This is a genomic window from Falsiroseomonas sp. CW058, from assembly GCF_050563535.1.
Taxonomy (GTDB): Bacteria; Pseudomonadota; Alphaproteobacteria; order Acetobacterales; family Acetobacteraceae; genus Falsiroseomonas.
This window is the reverse complement of sequence record NZ_JBNXUO010000034.1, coordinates 1-20,443: the sequence shown is the minus strand read 5'-3', so window position 1 is coordinate 20,443 and position 20,443 is coordinate 1. Positions and strand designations below refer to the sequence as shown.

Genomic DNA, 20,443 nt, shown 5'->3' with positions numbered 1-20,443 from the left:
GGTGCTGCCCGCCGCGGGGCGCTGCGGCGCATATAAGGGGTGGTTCCCGAACCTGTCCATCCGGCCCCCGGGCCGAAATCGCCGCGCCGCGTCCCCCGCGCCGTGCCCCGCAGGGGTCGCCTTCGGCCGGGCGGCCTGCCAATCTCGCCCCCGCGCGGCGCGCAGGGGCGCCGCGGCGGAGGACCCATGCCCGACAGCCCGGCCCCGGCCGACCACCCCTTCGTCCCGCAGGCACGGGCCTGGTTCGAGACGCTCCGCGACCGGCTCTGCGCCGCCTTCGAGTCCTGCGAGGACGAGCTTGCCTCCGGCCCGCACGCCGCCCTGCCGCCCGGCCGCTTCGCCCGCACCGCCTGGGACCGGCCGGAAGGGGGCGGCGGCGTGATGTCGGTGATGAAGGGACGGGTGTTCGAGAAGGTGGGGGTCAACGTCTCCACCGTCTTCGGCGAATTCTCCCCCGAGTTCCGCAAGCAGATCCCGGGGGCGGAGGCCGATCCCCGCTTCCTCGCCACCGGCGTCAGCCTCGTCGCGCACATGCGCAGCCCGCGCGTGCCGGCCGCGCACATGAACACGCGCTTCATCGTCACCAGCCGGTCCTGGTTCGGCGGCGGCGGCGACATCACGCCCATGGACCACGCCGCCCCCCACAGCCTGGAGGACGCAGCCACCTTCCACGCCGCCTTCCGCGCCGCCTGCGAGCGCCACGATCCTGGCTATTACCCGCGCTTCAGGCAGTGGTGCGACGAGTACTTCTTCCTGCCCCACCGCAACGAGCCGCGCGGCCTCGGCGGCATCTTCTACGACTGGCTCGGCGACCGGACCCCCGGCAAGGGCATCGAGGCGGACTTCGCCTTCACGAAGGATGTCGGCCTCGCCTTCCTCGACTCCTACCCCGCCATCGTCCGCCGCCGCATGCACGAGCCCTGGACCGAGGCGGAGCGCGCCCACCAGCTGATGCGGCGCGGCCGCTACGTGGAGTTCAACCTGCTCTACGACCGCGGCACCATCTTCGGCCTGAAGACCGGCGGCAATGTCGAGGCCATCCTGATGTCGCTCCCGCCCGAGACCGGCTGGCCGTAACCTTCGGCAACGCAGACGGGAATCGACACGGGGGCGCCCGGGGCGGCAATCTCCGCGCCCAGCGGCCGGCCAACGGCCCCGTCCAGGAGACCCCCGATGGTCGAGATCACCGTCAACGGCGAGCTTCGCCGCGCCGATGTCGAGGCCGACACCCCCCTGCTCTGGGTGCTGCGCGACACGCTGGGCCTGACCGGCACCAAATACGGCTGCGGCGTCGCGCAATGCGGCGCCTGCACGGTGCTGGTGGACGGCGTCGCCACGCGGTCCTGCCAGCTTCCGGTGGAGGGCGTGGCGGGCAGGGCCGTCACCACCATCGAGGCGATCGAGGCCGATCCCGTCGGCCGCCGGCTGGTGGAGGCCTGGGTCGCGCTCGACGTGCCGCAATGCGGCTACTGCCAGTCCGGCCAGCTCATGGCCGCGACGGCCCTGCTGAAGGAGACCCCGCGCCCGGACGAGGAGCGGATCCGCCAGGCCATGACCAACCTGTGCCGCTGCGGCACCTACAACGCGATCGCCGCCGGCATCCGCCAGGCGGCGGACGCGGCGTGAGGGAGGCGGCGATGACCCGGCTCGACGTGACGCTGCTCGCCGCCTTCGAGGGCGGCGCGGCCGTCAACCTCTCCCGCCGCGCGGCGATGGCCGCGGGCTTCGGCGGCGGGCTGCTGCTCGCGCTCGGCATCCCTCCGCGCCCGGCCCGCGCCCAGGCGATGGGCGGGCTCGCCCATGCCCGCAAGGTCGCGGCCTACCTGACCATCCGCCCCGATGGCCGCATCCTGCTGCAGAACCCCTTCGCCGAGGGCGGGCAGGGCATCCACACCGCGGTGGCGCAGATCGTGGCCGAGGAACTCGACGCCGACCTGGCCAGCTTCGACGTCGAGGTCGCGCCGGCCGGTGCCGACTACCAGGTGCTGTTCAACGGCACCCGCCGCGTCACCGGCGGCAGCTTCTCCGTCCGCAACAGCTTCCAGCATTTCCGCGTCCTCGGCGCGACGGCTCGGGCGATGCTGGTGCAGGCGGGGGCGGCGCGACTCGGCGTCGCCGCGGCGGAATGCGGGACGGAGCCGGGCTTCGTCACCCACGCCGCCTCCGCCCGCCGCATCCCCTATGGCGACCTCGCCGAGGCCGCGGCGGCGCTTCCCGTGCCGGCCGATGCGGAGCCGAAGGCGGGCGGCGCCTTCCGCCTGATCGGCCAGCCCGCGAAGCGGCTCGACAGCCGCGCGAAGAGCACGGGGCGGGCGTCCTACGGCATCGACCAGCGCGTGGACGGCATGCTGCAGGCCGCCGTGGTCCACGCCCCGCGCGCCGGCGCCGAGCCGGGCGAGGTGCTGAACGAGCCCGCGCTGCGCGCCATGCCCGGCGTGCATTCGGTGCACCGCCTGCCCGGCGCGGTCGCGGTGGTCGCGGACAGCTTCTGGCGCGCGAGGAAGGCGGCCGCGGCCGCCGAGGTCGCCTGGACCGCGCTGTCCGGCCAGGTGGTGGTGGCGGAGGACTTCTCCTCCGCCGGGCATCTCGCGCTGCTGCGGGCGCAGGCGGACATGCCGGGCAACCCCGCGCGCGACCTGCGCGGCGATGCGCCGGCGGCGCTGCGCGCGGCGTCGCGGGTGGTGACGGCCGACTACGACGCCCCCTACCTCGCCCATGCCCAGCTCGAGCCGCCATCGGCCCTGGCGCGCCTCAACGCGGACGGCACGCTCGATGTATGGACGCCGAACCAGGCGCCGGAGCAGTTCCAGGCCATCGCAGCGCGGGAAGCGGGGGTGGAGCCCGCGAAGGTCCGCATCCACACCCCGCTGCTCGGCGGCTTCTTCGGGCGGCACTTCACCTATGGCCAGCACCACCCGATGAACCAGGCCATCCGCCTGGCGCGCGCGGTGCAGAAGCCGGTGAAGGTGACCTGGACGCGGGAGGAGGAGTTCGCCCGCGACGCCTACCGCCCGCTGGCCTTCGCGCGGCTGCGCGCCGGGCTCGACGCGCAGGGCCGCATCGCCGCCTTCCACGCGACGGTGCCGGGCGAAGGGCCGGTGGCGAAGCATTTCGGCACGGCGCGGCTGGGCAACCCGCCGGTCGACACCAGCGCGACCGAGGGCATCGCCGACAAGCCCTACGACATCCCGCACCGCCGCGTGGACTGGGTGCATGTGCCGCATCCGGTCAATGTCGGCTTCTGGCGCTCGGTCGGCCATTCGATGAACGACTGGATGTACGAGTGCTTCCTGGACGAGGTGGCGGAGGCCGCGGGGCAGGACCCGCTGGCCTTCCGGCGCGCGCACCTCGCCGGCAACGCCCGGCTGCTGGCGCTGCTCGACGCGGTGGAGGAGCTGTCGGGCGGCTGGCGGCGCGGGCCCTTCACGGCGGCCGATGGCGGGCGCCGCGCGCGGGGCATCGCCATGGCGTCGCCCTTCGGGTCCGAGGTCGCGACCATCGCCGAGGTCTCGGTCCGCGAGGGCGAGGTGGTGGTGCACGATGTCTGGGTGGCGATCGACCCGGGCAGCATCGTCAACCCCGCCATCATCGCGGCGCAGGTGGAAAGCGCGGTGGCCATCGGCCTGTCCTCCGCCGCCTATGAGGAGGTGGCCTTCGACGATGGCCGCCCGGTGCCGCGCAACTTCGACGCCTATCGCATCCTTGCGCGGGCCGAGATGCCGCGCGTGCATGTGCGGATCGTCGAGAGCGGCGCGCCGATGGGCGGCGTGGGGGAGCCCGGCACGCCGGGCGTGCCGCCCGCCGTCACCAACGCGGTCGCCGCCCTGACCGGCCGGCGCATCCGCAGCCTGCCCTTCGCGAAGCAGCGCCTGGGCGGGGCCTGAAGGCACCGGGCGGGCGCCTCAGCCCAGCGCGCGCAGCTCCGCCTCCAGCACGCCCAGCTCCGCGCGGAGCTGGGCGACGTGGCGGTCGCGCTGCTCGAACTCCGCGGGGGTCTTCAGCTTCCATTCCTGCGTCCGCTCGATCTCGGCGCGCTTGCGGCGGATGGCGTCCTGCAGCCCGGCTCGCTGCCGCACCCGCTCCGGCGGGTCGGCCTGCGGCGCCGGGGCGGGATCGGACGGCGGCGCGGCGGGCGGCGAGGCCGGCGCGGGCCAGAGCGCATCGCCGGCCGCGATCTCCTCGAACAGGGTGATGAGGAGGGACCAGCGCAGCGGCGGCTCCACCAACGGTGCCCGGCCAGGACCATGCGCCGCGAGTGCGCGCCGGAAGGCCGCCGCCGCCTGCGGCCCGTAGCCGGCCTCGAGGAAGGCCTCCACATCCGCCACGCGGGCGCGGCGGCGCAGCCCCGCGCGCCAGCCCCGCCAGCCGCGCATCACCTCCCGCGCGTCGAGCAGGCGTTGCAGCCTTTCGAAGGCGGTCTCGCTGAAGGCCTCGGCCAGCCACAGCCAGGTCCAGCGCGCGGCGTAGCGCAGGCGGAACGCGGCTTCGGCCAGCAGGCGCGGCGCGCCGCCCCAGCGCAGCAGCAACCAGCCGAGGGCGGCCGCCAGCACCGCGACGGCATGGCCCGGCGGCGCCACGAGCCCGGCCGCCATCACCAGGCCCGCCCCTGCCGCCAGCAGGTCCAGCCCCAGCAGCCCGAGGCCGCGCAGCTTCGCCGCGGGACGGGCGCGGGCGCGCCGCGGCGGCTGCCGGCGCGGCGCGGGCTCCGCGGGGCCGAGCAGCGCCTTCGACCGGTCGAGCAGGGCGGCCACGTCGGCGCGGCGCGCGGCCAGCCCGGATTGCTCCAGGCGGCTGACCAGGCGCTGCAACTCGGCCAGGGCTGCCGGTTCGGCGTGCATCGGGACCTCCCGCCGCAGCCTCGCGCCGAGGGGTGAGCGCCGGGTTAACAGGGGATGCGGTGCCGCGTCCGCTGCCCACCGCGCCGCCCTTCGCGCCACGCCGGGACCGGACTATCCTGGGCGCAGAAACACGGGAGAACGTCGCATGGAATTCCGTCGCCGCACGCTGCTCGGCACCGCGCTGGCCGCGCCGCTCGCCGCGCCCGCCATCGCCCAGGGGGTCGCGGGCTCGACCTGGCCGAACCGGACCGTGCGCGTCATCGTGCCCTGGCCGCCGGGCGGGTCCACCGACGTGCTGTGCCGCCTGTTGTGCGAGCAGCTGCAGCAGCGGCTCGGCCAGTCCTTCGTGCTGGAGAACCGGCCCGGCGCGGGCGGCAACATCGGCGCCGACGCGCTGGCGAAGAGCGCGCCCGACGGCTACACGATGGCGCCGCTGACGCTGGGCGCCTGGCACATCAACCAGTTCCTCTACACGCGCCTGCCCTTCGACCCGCAGCGCGACTTCCAGCCGATCTCGATGCACTGGGAACTGCCCAACGTCCTGGTCGTCTCGGCCCAGCACAACCCGGCGAACAACTTCCAGGAATTCCTGGCCTGGGCGAAGGCGCAGCGCAACGGCGTGTCCTTCGGCTCGCCGGGGGTGGGCACGACGGCGCATCTCAGCGGCGCGATGTTCACCAGCCGGCTCGGCATCGACGGCACGCATGTGCCCTTCCGCGGCGCGGCGCAGATCATCCCCGCGATGCTGGCGGGCGACCTGAACTTCGCGCTCGACAACCTCGCGAGCTACGTGCCGGTGATCCAGGAAGGGCGCATGAAGGCCTTCGTGGTGACGGGGGGCGAACGCTGGGCGACGCTGCCGAACATCCCGATCATGGCCGAGGTCGGCGTGCCCGACTTCGTGGTGACGAGCTGGTGCGCCATGGCCTTCCCCGCCGGCGTGCCGCGCCCGATCGTGGAGCGGGCGAGCGCGGCGGTGCGCGAGATCTCGTCCGACCCCGCGATGCAGGACCGCTTCCTGCGCGCCGGCGCCAAGGCGGTGTCCAGCACGCCCGAGGCGGTGACGGAACGCGTCGCGCGCGAACGCCCGATGTGGCAGGAGGTCGTCCGCGTCTCCGGCGCGCGGCTGGACTAGCAGGCGGGGGGGCCGCGCCGGCGGCGGGCCCCCTTCCCGCTCAGTAGCCCTTGCGGTCGCCCTTACTCTCCGGGTCGTGGGTGTGGTGGCTGTCGCGTTCGCCGCCGCCGCCCGAGGTACGGCTCTTGGCCGTGTTGGTCGGCTCGTCCGGGTCCGGGCCGTGGCCGTCGCGGGCGCGGGTCGTGTTGCCGTGGCTGCCGCCCTGGTGGCTGCTGCCGGGGCCACCGCCGTGGCGGTCCGTCTCGGGCTTGTGGTCGGTCTGGCGGGGGCTGCTCATGCTCAGCGGTCCTGCTGGTAGCCCTGGTGGTGGGTGTTCTGCCAGGTGTTCCCCTGGCGGCCCTGCTGTTCGAGCTTGCGGTCGGTGGAATCCTCCACGCCCTCGGCCTTGCCGGCGGCGATGTCGGCCTTCTGCTTCGCGTCGTTGCCGCCCTGGGGGGCGCGGTTGGCGGGCGGGACGGGGGGAAGATGCGCCTTGGACATGCTGGTGGCCCCTTGGTGTGGAACGGCCTGAACGCCCCGCGCGGGGCCGCGTTCGTTGCAGCGTCTGGCCTTGGCCGCGTTCTGCCGCCATATCCCGGCGCGTGGACCTCTCCTCATCCGCCGGGCGCCGCCGCGCCTGGCTCAACAGCCTGCTGGTGGACCATGCGGCGCTGCGCATCCCCTGGCGCAACTGGGGGGTGGTGGAGCCGGGGCGGCTCTACCGCTCCAACCACCCGCTGCCCTGGCAGCTGGCGGCGGCGCAGCGCCGCTTCGGGCTGCGTTCCGTCATCAACCTGCGCGGCCACCGGCGCCATTGCGGGTCGGATGCGCTGGGCCGCGCGCGGGCGGGCGCGCTCGGCCTTGTCCATGTGGACGCGCCCTTCGAAAGCCGAGGCGCCCCCCACAAGGACCGCATCCTGCGGCTGGTGGAGATCCTGAAGGACCTGCCGGAGCCGATCCTGATCCACTGCAAGTCCGGCGCCGACCGCACCGGGCTGATCGCGGGGGTGTGGCTGCTGCTGCAGGGCCGCCCGGTCGCGGAGGCGCTGGACCAGCTGCACTGGCGCTTCGGCCATGTCTCGGCCAGCCGCACCGGCATCCTCGACGCCTTCTTCCGCGCCCATGCTGCGGCAGGCCCGAAACCCTTCCTCGACTGGCTGCGCGAGGACTATGACGAGGCGGCGCTGCGCGCGACCTTCCAGAGCCGCCCCTGGGCCGACCGGCTGGTGGATGGCGTGCTGCGGCGCGAATAGGGTCCGTGCCGGCCGATGACGCGGCGCGGCGCGTCATCGGCCCCGGATCACCCCCGCGCGAAGGCTTCCAGTTCGGCGACCGGCCCCTTCACCAGCAGCGGCACCGCCTTCGCGATGCGCGCCGCCGGCCAGTCCCACCAGGCCAGCGCGACCAGCCGCGCCGCCTCCTCCTCCGTCCGGCGCCGGCGCACCACGCGCGCCGGGTTGCCGGCGGCCACGGCATAGTCCGGCACGTCGCGGGTGACGACGGCGCGCGTGCCGATCACCGCGCCATGGCCGATGGTGACGCCGGGCAGCACCAGCGCCTCCGCCCCGATCCAGACATCGTGCCCCACCACGATGTCGCCGCCGCCACGCCAGGGATAATCCGACAGCGGCAGCGCGCCGGCGAAGGCGCCGCCGAGGATGCCGAAGGGATAGGTGCTGGGGCCCGCCATCGCATGCATCGCATCCGGCATCATGAAGCGCGCCGCGGTGGCGATGGCGCAGAACTTCCCGATCGTCAGGCGCGCGCCGCTGGCCTGGAAGTTGTAGCCGATGTTGCGGCGGAAGAAGTCCTGCCCGTGCAGCGGGTCGTCGTAATAGGTGAAGTCGCCCACCTCGACATTGCCGAAGCCGGTCAGCGTGGCCAACAGCGGCTTCAGGAAGACGATGCGCGGCTTGTTCGGCACCGGCAGGATGGCGCCGGGGTCGGGCAGCCGCGCCGCTTCCGCCGCCGAGCGCGTCATGCGGCGAAGGCCTGGGTGCGGACCAGCCGGGCATAGAGCCCGTCGCGCGCCATCAGTTCGGCATGGGTGCCCTGTTCCACCGCGCGCCCGGCCTCCATCACCACGATCAGGTCGGCATCCCGCACGGTGGACAGCCGGTGCGCGATGACCAGCGTGGTGCGCCCCGCGCGCAGCCGCGCCAGCGCGCCCTGCACCAGCGCCTCGTTCTCCGCGTCCAGCGCGCTCGTCGCCTCGTCCAGCAGCAGCACGCGCGGGTCGCGCAGCAGCGCGCGGGCGAGGCTGACGCGCTGGCGCTGCCCGCCCGACAGGCGCGACCCGCCGGGGCCGAGCGGCGTGGCGTAGCCGGCCGGCAGGGCGGCGAGGAAGTCGTGCGCCGCCGCGGCGCGGGCGGCCGCCTCCACCTCCGCGGGCGTCGCGCCGGGGCGGCCGCAGGCGATGTTGGCAAGCGCGGTGTCGTCGAACAGCACGGCGTCCTGCCCGACATAGGCGATGGCGTCGCGCAGGCTCGCCATCGTCACCGCGCGCAGGTCGGCGCCGTCCAGCGTGATGCGCCCCGCCGTCACCTCGTAGAGCCGCGGCACCAGCGCCAGCGCGGTGGACTTCCCCGCACCGGAGGGACCGACCAGCGCCACCGTGCGCCCCGGCTCCGCCACGAAGGACAGGCCGGACAGCGCGGCGTCGGGCACGCCGTCATAGGTGAAGCCCACCTCCTCGAACACCACGCGGCCGCGGCCCTCGGGCAGGGGGCGGGCATCGGGGGCGTCGAGGATGCGCGGCGTCTCGTCCACCACGGAGAACACGCGCGACAGGCCGGCGAGCCCTTCCTGCAGCGCCGCGTTCAGGCTGCCGAGCGCGCGCACCGGCCGCGCCGCGATCAGCAGCGCGGCGACGAAGCCCGTGAAGTCGCCGATGGTGCCGAGCCCGTTCGCCACCCGCCAGCCGACGAACCCCAGCACGCCGGCCACGGCAAGGCCGCCCAGCGCCTCCAGCACGGGGTCGAGCCGCGCGCGGTTGCGCTGGATGGCGAAGGTGCTCTCCCGCAAGCGGGCGAAGGCGCCCTCGGCGCGCGCCTGCTCGGCCGCTTCCAGGCGATAGGCGCGGACCACGCGGGCGGCGCCGAAGCTCTCGTTCAGCAGGGCCGCCGTCTCCCCCACGCGGTCCTGCATGCCGGCCGAGGCACGGCGGATGCGCTTGCCGATGGTGAGGATCGGCCAGGCCGCGACGGGGTAGAGCAGCGCGGCCAGCAGCGCCATCTTCCAGTCCATCCACAGCATCGATCCGACCAGGCCGATCACCGTCAGGATGTCGGCGAAGCCGGAGATGCCCTTGGTCAGCGCCTCCCGGATCAGGCCGGCATCGGTGGTGAAGCGCGCGGCGTGCCGCGCCGGGGCGTCCTTCGCGACGGTGGCGAGGTCGGCGCGGGTCAGGGCCGCGAACAGGCGCCGCTGCAGCCCCTCGACCACGCGCAGCACGACGGATTGCGTGGCCACCGCCTGGCCGTATTGCGTGACCGCCTTGGCCGAGGTGACGGCGATGATGACCGGCGGCAGCAGCCAGACGACATTCGCATCGCCCTCGGCGAAGCGGTTGAAGGCCTGCTGGATGATGACGGGATAGAGCGCGGTGGTGCCCGCGACGCCGAGCGTGCAGAGCGCGGCGAGCGCGAGCAGGCGCGGGTGGTGGCGGATATGCTCGCGCCAGAGCCGGCGGACCAGCGGGAGGGAGGCGGCATCGAAGGCGGGGCGGGCCATGGCAGGGGTCTAGCGGGCCCGGGCGAGGCGGGCCAGTTCGGCGAGGCATTCCTCCCGCGTCGCGGTGCAGCCGCCGGCGATCCACCAGGCGCGAAGCTCCGCCAGGCACTGCCCGAGCGCCGGCCCCGGCGGGATGCCGCGCGCCAGCAGGTCGCGCCCCTGCACCGGGAAGACCGGGACCTCCAGCGACAGCAGCCGCGCGCGCCAGCCCGGCCAGTCGCCGGCCTGCCCGCGGGACTGCGCCACCCAGGTGCGGTCCAGCAGGCGGTCGCGCGGGTGGCAGGCCAGCAGGCGGCGCAGCGCGGCGGCATCGGTGCCCGCATCCAGCGGCGTCAGGTCCCGCGCGGCGGCGAAGCGCGCGGCTTCGTCCTTCGACCAGCGCAGGCGGCCGGACGGGGCACCCGGCGCCACGGCGCCCGGCACCAGCACGGCGAGGCGCAGCACCGGGTCGGCCGGCAGGCCGAGCGCGAGGCCGGCGCGCAGCGCGGCGGGGTCGGCGCCTTCCGGCAGCACCGCACCGCGGATGCCGGTCGTCTCCATCGCCTCCAGCGCCGCCACCGGGTCGGGGGTCTCCAGCAGGCGCTTCAGCTCCATCCAGATCCGCTCGGGCGCGATGCGCGCGCGCAGCCCTTCGGCCGCGTCGCGGATGGCGGCAAGCGCCGCGGCATCGGGCGCGCCGCGGCCGTAGCGGGCCCAGAAGCGGAAGAAGCGCAGCGCGCGGAGGTAATCCTCCGCCAGCCGCGTCGCGGGGTCGCCGACGAAGCGCACCCGCCCCGCCGCCAGGTCCGCGCGGCCGCCGAAATAGTCCCACAGCCGCCCCGCCGCGTCGCAGGACATGGCGTTGATGGTGAAGTCCCGCCGTTCGGCATCCTCGCGCCAGTCGGTGGTCCAGGCGACCTCGGCGTGGCGGCCATCGGTCGCGACATCGCGCCGCAGCGCCGTGACCTCGACCGGCTGGTGGTCCAGCACGGCGGTGACGGTGCCGTGGGCGAGCCCGGTCTCGAACACCTTCAGCCCGGCGGCGGAGAGGCGGCGGGCGATCTCCTCCGGCGGCAGGGGGGCGGCGATGTCGATGTCATGCACCGCCCGCCCCGCCAGCGCGTCCCGCACGCAGCCGCCGACGGCACGCGCGCCGGGCAGCGCGCCGAGCACCGCGGCCGGCGCGCCGGTGGCGAGGAAGCCGGGCGGGGCGATGCGGTCCTGCGGCGGGTTGGCGCTCAACGCCCCGGCCCGGCGGGGGGGCGCGCGGCGGGCGGGGCGCCGGCATGGCCCTGCTGCACCGTACCATCGGGGCCGAGCACGGCGGGCACATAGGCCTCGCCACGGTCGAAGCTGCGCGACAGGCCGAACCAGACCGCGCCCCCCAGCATCAGCCCGACGCCAAGCAGCAGCGCCATCACGGCGCCGGAGGATGGCTCCCCCGTGCCGGGCCCGACCCGGCGCCACAGCAGGTAGAGCCCGAAGGGCGTGAGGACGAGGAGGACGGCGACGATGGCGGCCATGGCGGAACATATAGTCCCTTCGTCCCGCGCCGGCAGCCCGGCCGGTCAGCCGCGCAGCACGCGCGACAGGTTCATCAGGATCGCCGCCGTCGCGCCCCAGACCAGGTGTTCGTCATGCGGCCAGACCCAGTATTCGCGCCGCCGCCCCCGCCATTCCCCCTGCCGGCGGATCGCGGCGGCGGGGTCGAGCACGGTGGCCAGCGGCAGTTCGAAGATCGCCTGCACCTCCCCCGGGTCGGGCGTGAGGTCCAGCGGCGGGTCGAGGAAGGCGACCACCGGCGTCACGCGGTAGCCGGTGCCGGTGCGGTGGTCCGGCAGCGTGCCGACGAGGGTGGGCAGGCGCGGGTCGAGCCCCACCTCCTCCGCCGCCTCGCGCAGGGCCGCGACCTCCGCCGTCTCGCCGGGTTCCAGCCGGCCGCCGGGGAAGGCCACCTGCCCGGCATGGGAGGAGAGCCGGGCGGAGCGCACCGTCAGCAGGATGCCCGGCCCGGCCTCGTGCCAGACGATCGGCACCAGCACGGCGGCGGGCTTCAGCTGCGGGGTCTCGCCGCGGTCGAAGTCGTCGACGCGCATCGCCTCGGCCCGCGCCAGCGCCGCGGGGTCGGCGAGCCGCGCCTCGACCTCGGTCCGGGAGGGCAGGACCGGCGGAACAGTCAGGCTCATGCGGTCAGGATCCCGCCGCCACCCGTGCCGGGCGCCGGCGCAGGACGATACGGGCCGTCCGGATCACTCGGCGGCCCGGTCCATCGCCGTGCCGTGCGGGGCATCGAGGCCGGGCGGCGCCTCGTCGATCGGGAAGAAGACGTGCTCGGACCAGACGCCGAGCACCTGGCGGCCATCCACCGTCTCGGGCTGGGCGAGGGCGACGAGTTCGTAGAACACCGCGCGGTTGATCCGCGCCTCCAGCCCCGGGCGGACCATCACATAGGGGCGCGGCTCGCGCGTCCTCGGGTCGATCTCGACGCGGATCGGATGGTCGGCATCGGCCGTCACCATCTCGTCGAGGTTGGTGCGGAAGGTCAGGCATTGGCGGGGCTTGGGGTCGGGGGCGAAGGGGTCGGCGCAGCTGCGCCAGAACATCTCCACCGCCACGAAGGGGGCGTCGTCCACGTCGATGCGCCCGCGCTCTACCGGCGTCTCGAGCCAGTAGCTGCCATCGGGCTCGCGCTTGAGGACCGAGGCGAAGAGGCACACCAGTTCCTTCCGCCCGATCGGGCTGCCCCGGTAGAACCAGGTGCCGTCCCGCGCGATGCGCATGGAGAAGTCGCCGCAATCCCGCTTCCCCCGCGGGAGGGGCAGTCCCGGCGGCGCGCGATGCGGTGCCTGGCCGGTCAGCCCTTTCTCCGGATGCCGTTCGCTCATTACCCTTCCCACATCCGTGCCGTCCGGCCCGCCGCCCCGGGGTCCCGTCCCTTCGGCGCTGTGGCGCGCGGGATAGGCAGGGTGGATACTCGGACCATATTGGACGTCGCCGCATATAGGGAGCCTGACCCGCATGGTTGAAGTGGCCGATCCCGCCGAGGCGCAATCTCTTGTCGCGGAGGCCGAGGCCCTCGCCACGAAGCTCGCCCGGGTCCGCGAATCCGTCGGCCGCGTCATCTTCGGGCAGGAGACGGTGGTGGAGCGCACGCTCATCACCCTGCTCTCGGGCGGGCATGTGCTGCTCGTCGGCGTGCCCGGCCTCGGCAAGACGAAGCTGGTCGAGACGCTCGGCACCGTGCTCGGGCTCGACGCCAAGCGGGTGCAGTTCACGCCGGACCTCATGCCCTCCGACATCCTGGGCTCGGAGGTGCTGGAGGAGGACCAGCACGGGCGGCGCGCCTTCCGCTTCATCAAGGGCCCGGTCTTCTGCCAACTGCTGATGGCCGACGAGATCAACCGCGCGAGCCCGCGCACCCAGTCCGCGCTGCTGCAGGCGATGCAGGAGCACAAGGTCGCGATCGCGGGGGAGATCCACCCCCTGCCCGGCCCCTTCCACGTGCTCGCCACCCAGAACCCGATCGAGCAGGAAGGCACCTACCCCCTGCCCGAGGCGCAGCTCGACCGCTTCCTGCTGGAGATCGATGTCGGCTACCCCGACCTCGATGCCGAACGGGCCATGCTGCTCGCCACCACCGGCGCGCGGGAGGCGCGGGCGATGCCCGCCATGACCGGGGCGGAGCTGATCGCCGCCCAGGCGCTGATCCGCCGCCTGCCGGTGGGCGAAGGCGTGCTGGACGCCATCCTGCGCCTGGTGCGCGGCGCCAGGCCGGAGACGACGGGGCTCGATTCCGTCCGCCGCAACCTGGCCTATGGTCCGGGGCCGCGCGCCGCGCAGGCGCTGATGCTGGCGACCCGCGCCCGCGCCGTGCTGGACGGCCGCCTGTCCCCCAGCATCGAGGACGTGCTGGCGCTGGCCGAGCCGGTGCTGCGCCACCGCATGGCGCTGAACTTCTCGGCCCGCGCGGATGGCGTCCACCTGTCCGAGGTGCTCGACAGCCTGAAGGCGCAACTTGGCTAGGGACGCCGCCCTCACCATCCCCTGGGCCGAGCAGCTCGGCGCGGCGCTGCCGCCGCTGCTGGTGGAGGCGGAGCGCGTCGCGGCCACGGTGATGCCCGGCGTGCATGGCCGCCGCCGTTCCGGCCCGGGCGAGGCCTTCTGGCAGTTCCGCCCCTATGTCGCCGGCGACCAGGCCAGCCGCATCGACTGGCGGCAGAGCGCCAAGGCCGACCGCGTCTTCGTGCGCGAGACGGAGTGGGAGGCAGCGCAGACCGTCGCGCTGTGGTGCGCGCGCGGCCCGGCGATGGAATGGCGCAGCGGGCGGGAGGTGCCGGCCAAGGGCCTGCGCGCGCAGCTCCTGCTGCTGGCGCTGGCGTCGCTGCTGCTGCGCGGCGGCGAACGCGTGCGCCTGTTCGGCCTGCCGCGCCCCTTCGCCGGCCGCGGCGCGCTGCCGGGCATCGCCGATGCGCTGGCACGGATGGCGCCCGCGCCGGAGGACCACCGCCTGGCCCGCCACGCGCGCGCCGTGCTGTTCGGCGACTTCTGGGAACCGCTGGAGCAGACGCGCGGGCGCATCGCGGCGCTGGCGACGCAGGGGGTGCGCGGGCACCTTCTGCAGGTGCTCGACCCCGCCGAGGAGACGCTGCCCTATGCCGGGCGCGTCCGCTTCGAGGGCGTGGGCGCCGCCATGGCCCCGGCGCTCGTGCCGCGGGTGGAGGCGGTGCGGGAGGTCTATGCCGAGCGGCTCGCGCGCCACCGCGCGGGCCTCGCCGCGCTGGCCTCCGGCGCGGGCTGGAGCTTCGCCACCCACCGCACCGACCAGCCGCCCGAATCGGCGCTGCTGGCGCTGCACCAGGCCCTGGCGCCGACGTGACGCGGCGCGGAGGACGGGTTCCATGCTGACGCTCGGCCCCATCGCCTTCGCCGCGCCCTGGCTGCTGGTCGCGCTCGCCGCGCTGCCGGTGCTGTGGTGGCTGCTGCGCGTCACGCCGCCCGCGCCGAAGCGGCAGGACTTCCCGGCCATCGCGCTGCTGCGCGACATGCCCGCGCCGGAGGAGACGCCGGCGCGCACGCCCTGGTGGCTGCTGGCGCTGCGCCTGCTGGCGGCGGCGCTGGTCATCCTCGGCCTCGCGCGGCCGGTCTGGGGACCATCGGAAGGCGGCGGCGGGTCCGGCCCGCTGCTCGTCGCGATCGACGATGGCTGGGCCGCCGCGGCCGACTGGCCCGACCGCGTCGCCGCCGCCGAGGCCGCGCTGGAAGGCGCGGCGCGGGAGGGCCGGCGCACCGCCCTGCTGCTGACCGCGCCGCCCGCCCTGCCGGAGGCGCCGCGCATCACCGGGCTGATGCCGCCCGAGGAACTGCGCGGGCGGCTCGCCGCGCTGCGCCCGAAGCCCTGGGCGCCGGACCGGGACGGCGCGCTGGCCGCACTGGCCGCCTGGCGGGCGCAGCATCCGGGCGGCTTCGCCACGCTCTACGTCGCCGACGGGGTCGAGCACGGCGCCGACGCCTTCCCCCCGCTCGCCGAGGCGCTGGCCGCGGCCGGCCCGCTGACCGTCGCCCGCGCCGAGGGCCGCCCGACGCGCCTGCTGCCGCCGCCGCGCGCCGAGGCCGACCGGCTCGTCGTCTCGGTCCGCACCACGCCGCTGCCGGTGCCGACCGAGGCGGTGGTGCTGGCCCGCACCGGCGATGGCCGCACCCTGGACCGCGCCGTCATCCCCATCCCCGCCGGCGCGACGGAGGCCGAGGCCGCGATGCCGCTGCCCATCGAGATCCGCAACCAGGTGGTCCGCCTCGACCTCGACGGCGTCGTCGGCGCCAATGCGACCGTGCTGCTCGACGAGCGTTTCCGCCGCAGGCCGGTCGGGCTGATCTCGGGCGGCGAGGAGGCGGCGGCGGACGTGCCGCTGATCGGGGAGCTGTTCTACCTCGAACGCGCGCTGTCGCCATATGCCGAGCTGCGCCGCGGCAGCGTGGAGCAGTTGCTGGCGCGCCGGCTGTCGGTGCTGGTGATGGCCGACCGCCCGGTGGCCGAAGGGCGCGAACGCGAACAGCTGACGCGCTGGATCGAGGCGGGCGGCACGCTCCTGCGCTTCGCCGGCGCGCGCCTGGCCGAAGCCCCCGACGGGCTGCTGCCGGTGCCGCTGCGCGCGGGGGAGAGGCAGATCGGCGGCGCGCTGTCCTGGGAACGGCCGCAGTCGCTGGCGCCCTTCCCCGAGGGATCGCCCTTCGCCGGGCTGGCGCCGCCGCCGGAAGTGACGGTGGAGCGGCAGGTGCTGGCCGAGCCCTCGGCGCGGCTGACGGGGCGCACCTGGGCGCGGCTGGCGGACGGCACGCCGCTGGTGACGCAGGAGGGCCGCGGCGCCGGGCGCATCGTGCTGTTCCACGTCACCGCCAATGCGGAATGGTCGAACCTGCCGCTGTCCGGCCTGTTCGTGGAGATGCTGCGCCGGCTGGTCGCGCAATCCGCCGGCGTCGCGGGCGCGGAAGGCGAGGCGCCGCTGGCCCCGCAGGAGACGCTGGACGGCTTCGGCCGGCTCGGCGCCCCGCCGCCCGGCGCGCAGCCCATCGCGGCCGCGCGGGTCGAGGCGGAGGCCCCCTCGCCCCGCCATCCGCCGGGCTGGTACGGCAGCGGCGCGGCGGGCGGCGATGCCGCCTTCCGCCGTGCGCTGAACCTCGGCGCCGGCATCCCCGCGCCGCGCCCGGCCGCGGCGCCGCCCGCCGCCGCCCGCAGCGCCACCATCGGCGGCGTGCCGGCGGAACGCGACCTCGGGCCCTGGCTGCTGGCCGCGGCGATGATCCTGCTGGTGGCGGACCTGCTGGTTTCGCTGCTGCTGCGCGGCGTGCTGGGGCGCGGGGCTGCGGTGGCGCGCGGCGCGGCGGTGGCGCTGCTGCTGGCGACGCCGGCGGCGGCGCAGGCGCCGCAGGACGGCAGCCCGGCGCTGGCCACGCGGCTGGCCTATGTGCTGACCGGCAATGCGGAGGTGGACGACATCTCCCGCGCGGGGCTCGTGGGACTTTCGGACTTCGTCAACCGCCGCACGGCCGCGGCGCTGGCGGAGCCGCATGGCGTGGCGCCGGGGCGCGACGACCTGTCCTTCTACCCCCTGCTCTACTGGCCCGTGCTGGGCGAGGGGTCGGCGCCGGACGCCGCGGCGGCGGCCGCGCTGAACGGCTTCATGCGCAATGGCGGCATCATCCTGTTCGACACGCGCGACGAGGGATCGGGCGAGGGATTCTCCCCCGGCTCCCGCGCCGCGCTGCGGCGGGTGACGCGCGACCTCTCCGTCCCGCCGCTCGCGCCCGTGCCGGAGGACCATGTGCTGAAGCGCGCCTTCTACCTGCTGCAGGACCTGCCCGGCCGCTTCGCCGGCGGCACGGTCTGGGTGGCGCGCGAACAGGACCGCGCGAATGACAGCGTGAGCCCGGTGATCATCGGCGGGCATGACTGGGCGGCGGCCTGGGCGATCGATGCGCGGGGCAACAACCCCTATGCCGCGATCCCGGGCGGCGCGCGGCAGCGCACGCTGGCCTACCGCTTCGGCGTCAACCTCGTGATGTACGCCCTGACCGGCAACTACAAGGGCGACCAGGTGCATGTGCCGGCCATCCTCGAAAGGTTGGGCAACTGATGCGACAGGCGCTCGCAGGGGTGGATTTCGCGCCGGTCATCCCGCCCTGGCTGCTGGCGGGCCTGGCCGCGCTGGCCCTGCTGGCGCTGGCGCCGGCGCTGCTGCGCGTGGTGCGGGACGCGGCCGGGGCGCGGCGGCTGGCCCCCGCGCGGGGCGCGCTGTTCCGCCTGCTCGCCTTCGCCGCGCTGCTGCTGGCGCTGGCCAACCCCCGGCTGGTGGAGGAGACGCGGGAGACGCGGCCCGACATCGCGCTGCTGGTCGTGGACCGCAGCGACAGCGCGGCGCTCGGCCCCCGCGCCGCCCAGGTCGAGGCGGCGCGCGAGGCGCTGGAGGCCCGCGCGCGGCGCCTGCCGGAACTGGAACTCCGCACGGTGGAGGCGCCGGAGGCGGGCAACCAGGGCACGCGGCTGTGGACCGCGATGGAACGCGCCCTGGCCGACATCCCGCGCGCGCGGCTGGCCGGCGTGATCGCGCTGAGCGACGGGCAGGTGCACGACCTGCCGGCGGCCCCCGCGCTCGATGCGCCCTTCCACCTGCTGCTGCCCGGCCAGCCCGGCGAGGTTGACCGCCGCATCCGCGTGGTGGAGGCGCCGGGCTTCGGCATCGTCGGCCGCCCGGTCGAACTGCGCGTGGTGGTGGAGGACCTGGGTGTCGCGCCCTCGCAGGGCGGCGCCGCGCGGCTGTCCATCCGCCGCGACGGCGCCCCGCCGCGGGTGGAGAGCGTGCCGGTCGGGCGCGAGCACCGCATCACGCTCAACATCGAGCGCGGCGGCCCGACCGTGGTTGAGCTGACGGCGGAGACGCGGCCCGGCGAGGTGTCGGACCTCAACAACCGCGCGGTGGTCGCCATCAACGGCGTGCGCGACCGGCTGCGCGTGCTGCTGGTCAGCGGGGAGCCGCATGCGGGGGAACGCACCTGGCGGCGGCTGCTGAAGGCCGACCCGAATGTGGACCTGGTGCATTTCACCATCCTCCGCCCGCCCGAGAAGGACGACCTGACGCCGCTGCACGAACTCGCGCTGATCGCCTTCCCGGTGCGGGAGCTGTTCCAGGTGAAGCTGCGCGACTTCGACCTGATCGTCTTCGACCGCTTCGCCAATCGCGGGCTGCTGCCGCCGGTCTACCTGCGCAACATCGCCGACTACGTGCGCGGCGGGGGCGCGCTGCTGCTGTCGGTCGGGCCGGAATTCCTGGGCCCCACCAGCCTCGCCGCCACGCCGCTCGGCCAAGTCATCCCGGCGCGCCCGCCCTCCGGCCCCGGGGCGGCGCAGGCGGCGCTGCTGGAAGGCGCCTTCCGCCCGCGCGTGACGGAGACCGGCGGCCGCCACCCGGTGACGGAGAACCTGCCCGGCGCCAACCCCGCCGGCGCGCCCGGCGAGGCCACATGGGGCCGTTGGTACCGCGCGCTGCGCGCCGAGCCGCGTTCGGGCAGCGTGGTGATGGAAGGGCCGGGCGGCGCGCCGCTGATGCTGCTGGACCGCGTGGGCGAGGGGCGGGTGGCGCTGATGCTGTCGGACCACATCTGGCTGTGGTCGCGCGGGCATGACGGCGGCGGCCCGCAGGGCGAGCTGCTGCGCCGCATCGCGCACTGGACGATGAAGGAGCCGGAGCTGGAGGAGGAGGACCTGACGGCGCGCATCGACCACGGCCAGATGACCGTGCTGCGCCGCAGCCTGGAAGCCGGCCCGCCGCCCGAGATCGCCATCACCGCCCCCGACGGCAGCGTCACCCGCCACCGCCCTGAGGCCCGCGGCGGCCGCGCGACGGTGGAGATGGCGGCGACCCAGCCCGGCGTCTGGTCCGCCGCCGACGGCCGGCGCACCGCCTATGCCGCGGCCGAGGCGCGCAACCCGATGGAGGTCGCCGACCTGCGCGCGACCGAGGCGGTGCTGCGCCCGCTGGCGGAGGCGACCGGCGGCGCCGTGCGCTGGATGGGCGCGGGCGCCGCGCCCGCCCTGCCGGAGCTGCGCCGCGTCGCCGCCGGGCGGGACGGGCAGGGCGCGGGCTGGATCGGGCTGCGGCGGAACGCCGACCACACGGTGACCGGCATCACCGCGCTGCCGCTGCTGCCGCCCTGGCTGGCGCTGCCGCTGGTGCTGGGCCTGGTTCTGCTCGCCTGGAGACGCGAAGGGAGGTGACCATGCGCCCCGCATTCCTCGCCCTGCCGCTGCTGCTGGCCGCCTGCGCGCAGGGGCCGACGCTCGGCGAACGGCTCTCCACGCTCGTTGGACGCAGCGAGGGCGACCTCGTCGCCGCGCTCGGCGTGCCGGTGCGCACGCATGAGGCGGATGGCCGGCGCTTCCTGCAATTCGAGCAGCGGCGCGCCGTCGCCGTCTCCCAGCCCGGCTTCGACCGGCCCTTCTTCACGCCCTATGGGCCGCGCTGGGGCTATGTGCCGGCGCCGCCCGCCTATGCCGTGGTGGGCTGCGACATCACCTTCGCCCTGCGGGAGGGGCGGGTGGAAAGCTTCACCTTCCGCGGCGAGGGCTGCGGCTGATGCCGGGCTCATGACGTGCTGACGCATGTCATGCTCCAGACGCCAGCGCGCCTCCGGCGCTCGGCTTCGCCGCATCCGCGGAGGCGCCCGTTCGGGCGCTCGGCCTGCGGCGCAGGCCGCAGGTCGGGACTTGGCGAGCCGGGCATGAGAGACCCTTCGGGATTGCCGGCGGCCTTCCGTACGGCGGCGCTTTCGCCTAGCTTCCGCACATGCGCCGCGCCCTCACCCTGCTTCCCGCCGTCCTGCTGCTGGCCACCCCCCCGGGCGAGGCCGCGGCCCAGGCCTCGGGCGCGACGCCCGGCATGATCCCGCAGCGCGGCGAGGCCGCGCCCCAGCAGGCGCCCGCCCCGGCCCTGCCGGGCCTGTCTGGCCGCCGCACCCCCGCCCCGATCGAGGCCGACCCGGCCGCCAACCTGTCGCCCAACGCCGCCCTGTTCGACGCCATCAACCGCGGCGACCTCGCCGCCGTGCGGGACGCGGTGGGCCGGGGCGCCAGCCTCGACGCGCGCAACCGTCTGGGGCTGACGCCGATCGATGCGGCGGTGGACCAGGGGCGGACGGAGATCTCCTTCTACCTGCTCTCGGCGCGCGACACCTCCCGCAGCCCCGCGCCGCCGCCGCCCGGCACCGCGCTCGATGCGCCGCCCGCCAC

At 75.5% G+C, this 20,443-nt stretch carries 20 protein-coding genes; 11 read left to right on the top strand and 9 right to left on the bottom strand.

Annotated elements, in window-relative coordinates:
• Nucleotides 1–186 precede the first annotated feature (186 nt).
• The 3 genes from hemF (at nt 187) to ACK8OX_RS21145 (ending at nt 3,884) form a co-directional block, all read left to right on the top strand.
• On the top strand, nt 187–1,077 hold the full coding sequence (gene hemF / locus ACK8OX_RS21155; protein ID WP_430666235.1) for an oxygen-dependent coproporphyrinogen oxidase: 891 nt from the start codon (nt 187–189) through the stop codon (nt 1,075–1,077).
• Between the two features lie 96 nt (nt 1,078–1,173).
• Nucleotides 1,174–1,626: a (2Fe-2S)-binding protein gene (locus ACK8OX_RS21150; RefSeq protein ID WP_430666234.1), complete on the top strand. Its 453-nt coding sequence runs from the start codon at nt 1,174–1,176 to the stop codon at nt 1,624–1,626.
• Between the two features lie 11 nt (nt 1,627–1,637).
• Nucleotides 1,638–3,884, top strand: coding sequence for a molybdopterin cofactor-binding domain-containing protein (locus ACK8OX_RS21145; RefSeq protein ID WP_430666233.1), 2,247 nt, complete (start codon nt 1,638–1,640; stop codon nt 3,882–3,884).
• 18 nt (nt 3,885–3,902) lie between these two features.
• On the opposite strand, the gene ACK8OX_RS21140 is transcribed toward ACK8OX_RS21145, so the two are convergent.
• The gene (locus ACK8OX_RS21140) at nt 3,903–4,838 is read right to left on the bottom strand and encodes a hypothetical protein (RefSeq protein WP_430666232.1); all 936 of its coding nucleotides are present in this window, start codon (nt 4,836–4,838) and stop codon (nt 3,903–3,905) included.
• A gap of 145 nt (nt 4,839–4,983) precedes the next feature.
• On the opposite strand from ACK8OX_RS21140, the gene ACK8OX_RS21135 reads away from it, so the two are divergent.
• Nucleotides 4,984–5,973: a Bug family tripartite tricarboxylate transporter substrate binding protein gene (locus ACK8OX_RS21135; RefSeq protein WP_430666231.1), complete on the top strand. Its 990-nt coding sequence runs from the start codon at nt 4,984–4,986 to the stop codon at nt 5,971–5,973.
• A 40-nt stretch (nt 5,974–6,013) separates the two neighbouring features.
• Here the strand turns inward: ACK8OX_RS21135 and ACK8OX_RS21130 are convergent, their stop codons facing one another.
• Nucleotides 6,014–6,250 (bottom strand): hypothetical protein, encoded by a 237-nt coding sequence (locus ACK8OX_RS21130; protein WP_430666230.1) that lies wholly within the window; start codon nt 6,248–6,250, stop codon nt 6,014–6,016.
• A gap of 2 nt (nt 6,251–6,252) precedes the next feature.
• Entirely contained in the window at nt 6,253–6,453 is a 201-nt protein-coding gene (locus ACK8OX_RS21125) for a hypothetical protein (RefSeq protein ID WP_430666229.1), read from the bottom strand.
• A gap of 101 nt (nt 6,454–6,554) precedes the next feature.
• On the opposite strand from ACK8OX_RS21125, the gene ACK8OX_RS21120 reads away from it, so the two are divergent.
• Complete coding sequence (locus ACK8OX_RS21120; protein WP_430666228.1) at nt 6,555–7,205, top strand: tyrosine-protein phosphatase; 651 nt, start codon at nt 6,555–6,557, stop codon at nt 7,203–7,205.
• A gap of 47 nt (nt 7,206–7,252) precedes the next feature.
• Here ACK8OX_RS21120 and ACK8OX_RS21115 read toward each other — a convergent pair whose 3' ends face one another.
• The 6 genes from ACK8OX_RS21115 to ACK8OX_RS21090 form a co-directional block, all read right to left on the bottom strand.
• Nucleotides 7,253–7,933, bottom strand: a complete 681-nt coding sequence (locus ACK8OX_RS21115) for a CatB-related O-acetyltransferase (RefSeq protein ID WP_430666227.1) — start codon at nt 7,931–7,933, stop codon at nt 7,253–7,255.
• Nucleotides 7,930–9,684: an ABC transporter ATP-binding protein gene (locus ACK8OX_RS21110; RefSeq protein WP_430666226.1), complete on the bottom strand. Its 1,755-nt coding sequence runs from the start codon at nt 9,682–9,684 to the stop codon at nt 7,930–7,932. Before ACK8OX_RS21110 ends, ACK8OX_RS21115 begins: the two co-directional genes overlap by 4 nt.
• Nucleotides 9,685–9,693: 9 nt before the next feature.
• Nucleotides 9,694–10,905 carry a CCA tRNA nucleotidyltransferase gene (locus ACK8OX_RS21105; protein WP_430666225.1) on the bottom strand — a complete coding sequence of 404 codons (1,212 nt, stop codon included), beginning with the start codon at nt 10,903–10,905 and terminating at the stop codon, nt 9,694–9,696.
• On the bottom strand, nt 10,902–11,186 hold the full coding sequence (locus ACK8OX_RS21100; protein ID WP_430666224.1) for a hypothetical protein: 285 nt from the start codon (nt 11,184–11,186) through the stop codon (nt 10,902–10,904). The genes ACK8OX_RS21105 and ACK8OX_RS21100 overlap by 4 nt, the downstream gene beginning before the upstream one ends.
• Nucleotides 11,187–11,231: 45 nt before the next feature.
• Complete coding sequence (locus ACK8OX_RS21095) at nt 11,232–11,849, bottom strand: CoA pyrophosphatase (protein WP_430666223.1); 618 nt, start codon at nt 11,847–11,849, stop codon at nt 11,232–11,234.
• Nucleotides 11,850–11,912: 63 nt separating this feature from the next.
• On the bottom strand, nt 11,913–12,548 hold the full coding sequence (locus ACK8OX_RS21090) for a DUF1285 domain-containing protein (protein ID WP_430666222.1): 636 nt from the start codon (nt 12,546–12,548) through the stop codon (nt 11,913–11,915).
• Nucleotides 12,549–12,681: 133 nt separating this feature from the next.
• On the opposite strand from ACK8OX_RS21090, the gene ACK8OX_RS21085 reads away from it, so the two are divergent.
• From ACK8OX_RS21085 to ACK8OX_RS21060, 6 genes are all read left to right on the top strand, one after another.
• Entirely contained in the window at nt 12,682–13,686 is a 1,005-nt protein-coding gene (locus ACK8OX_RS21085; RefSeq protein WP_430666221.1) for an AAA family ATPase, read from the top strand.
• A complete protein-coding gene (locus ACK8OX_RS21080) occupies nt 13,679–14,539 on the top strand; it encodes a DUF58 domain-containing protein (protein WP_430666220.1) in 861 nt (286 codons plus the stop codon). The genes ACK8OX_RS21085 and ACK8OX_RS21080 overlap by 8 nt, the downstream gene beginning before the upstream one ends.
• A gap of 22 nt (nt 14,540–14,561) precedes the next feature.
• The gene (locus ACK8OX_RS21075; RefSeq protein WP_430666219.1) at nt 14,562–17,294 is read left to right on the top strand and encodes a DUF4159 domain-containing protein; all 2,733 of its coding nucleotides are present in this window, start codon (nt 14,562–14,564) and stop codon (nt 17,292–17,294) included.
• Nucleotides 17,294–19,432, top strand: coding sequence for a hypothetical protein (locus ACK8OX_RS21070; protein ID WP_430666218.1), 2,139 nt, complete (start codon nt 17,294–17,296; stop codon nt 19,430–19,432). The genes ACK8OX_RS21075 and ACK8OX_RS21070 overlap by 1 nt, the downstream gene beginning before the upstream one ends.
• A 2-nt stretch (nt 19,433–19,434) precedes the next feature.
• Entirely contained in the window at nt 19,435–19,791 is a 357-nt protein-coding gene (locus ACK8OX_RS21065) for a hypothetical protein (protein WP_430666217.1), read from the top strand.
• Between the two features lie 209 nt (nt 19,792–20,000).
• On the top strand, nt 20,001–20,443 hold a 443-nt coding region (locus tag ACK8OX_RS21060; protein WP_430666216.1), incomplete at its 3' end, for an ankyrin repeat domain-containing protein.